Consider the following 1,296-nt stretch of genomic DNA (forward strand, 5'->3'; position numbering starts at 1 on the left):
CCAGATTCTGCCTGTTTCAAGATGGACATGATCTGACTGTCAGTAAATTTAGATGTTTTCATGCAGAATCTCCTGCTCGTATCTTAAGAGAAAATTCTACTTTTAGATCCTTTTATTTTTAGGGGGGATTACCAAGCAGGCTGATGATTGCTTGGCAAATTTCCTCAGCCTTTCGCGCGCTGCACTTCTTCAGCCATAAATAACCTGTATCCTGATCGACAATTGAAACCAAGGATTGTTGGTGATTTTTACCAACAATCGTGTCTATTCCCAGGTCCCCAAAGCGAGTTCTCTGCTCAATCTCAGCAGATCTGTGGTGAATGCTTTTGCGGTTTGTCAGCTGACCACGATTCTCAATAGAGCCATATTTTTTCTTTCTTTGCTTTCTGGAATGGAGGTTGTGGAAGAGCACACCACCTTTGCTTTTATCCTGCTGTATAAACCTGTATATCTTTGTGCAACAGAGCCGAATCTAAGTAAACAATTAATTGCCATATACTTAATTATGAGAATATGGATTAATATCTATAAGTGAATGCCGTGTTTCACTTGGTTTAAATCTTGATAAGCTACCTATCGCGTCATTGAACTGAAAAAAGTCTAGCTGAGTACCAATTTCTTTGTTGAATAGTACATATATCTGTCAATATATATACTACCTCTTCATACATAATGGAGGGTTATTTAACAACCAAATTATGAGAATTATGAGAAAAAATGAATATGAAATCTTTAAATAAAATCTTGCTTACATGTGTTCTAGTATCTCCAGTTACAGCTGTCTTTGCATATGATTCTCAAGAGGTAATTAACAGGGGGCATATGGAAACACAGCGTTTGGTAGAGCGACAAAGGCAGGATGCACAACGAGTTCAGGCGATTCAGGCTCAACGTAGAGATGAAAATCAGATGCGCGAAAGGGAAAATAAACGTCAAATGGAAAAATCAAGACAACAGGCTCTCAACCGCAAGCCAGTAACGGAAGCAGGAATGAAAAAAGGCTTAAAAGATCTTAGTGACTTGATTACTTCGGATCAAGCAAAAGATGTAATGACTTATATGAATAATTTAAAACCAGATCCTTATGAACAAATCCAAGAGGATCCTGTAAATATGGATGGTTTTTATTTCGATCCAAACCCACAGCGATAAACTCTTGGTCAGATACTTCAAGCTCTGAAAAATAATAGGACTTACGCACTATCATTTATAGATTCTCTGTGGTAGCAGATGATTTTTATCGAGAATAAAGTCATCAATGAAGTCTTTGATGATTGGTCTAAATAATTTCTTCTG

Annotated in this window: 2 protein-coding genes; one reads left to right on the forward strand and one right to left on the reverse strand. The window is 37.2% G+C overall.

The genetic code is table 11. The features are described from left to right. Positions 1-118 precede the first annotated feature (118 nt). Positions 119-472: an IS30 family transposase gene (locus tag L6C30_RS14560; protein WP_268920018.1), complete on the reverse strand. Its 354-nt coding sequence runs from the start codon at positions 470-472 to the stop codon at positions 119-121. 245 nt (positions 473-717) lie between these two features. Here L6C30_RS14560 and L6C30_RS14565 point away from each other — a divergent pair, with 245 nt between their 5' ends. Continuing rightward, positions 718-1,152: a hypothetical protein gene (locus tag L6C30_RS14565; protein WP_148334846.1), complete on the forward strand. Its 435-nt coding sequence runs from the start codon at positions 718-720 to the stop codon at positions 1,150-1,152. Positions 1,153-1,296 lie beyond the last annotated feature (144 nt).

It is taken from the genome of Acinetobacter sp. KAM396 (genome assembly GCF_021602765.1).
In the GTDB taxonomy this organism is placed as follows: domain Bacteria; phylum Pseudomonadota; class Gammaproteobacteria; order Pseudomonadales; family Moraxellaceae; genus Acinetobacter; species Acinetobacter towneri_A.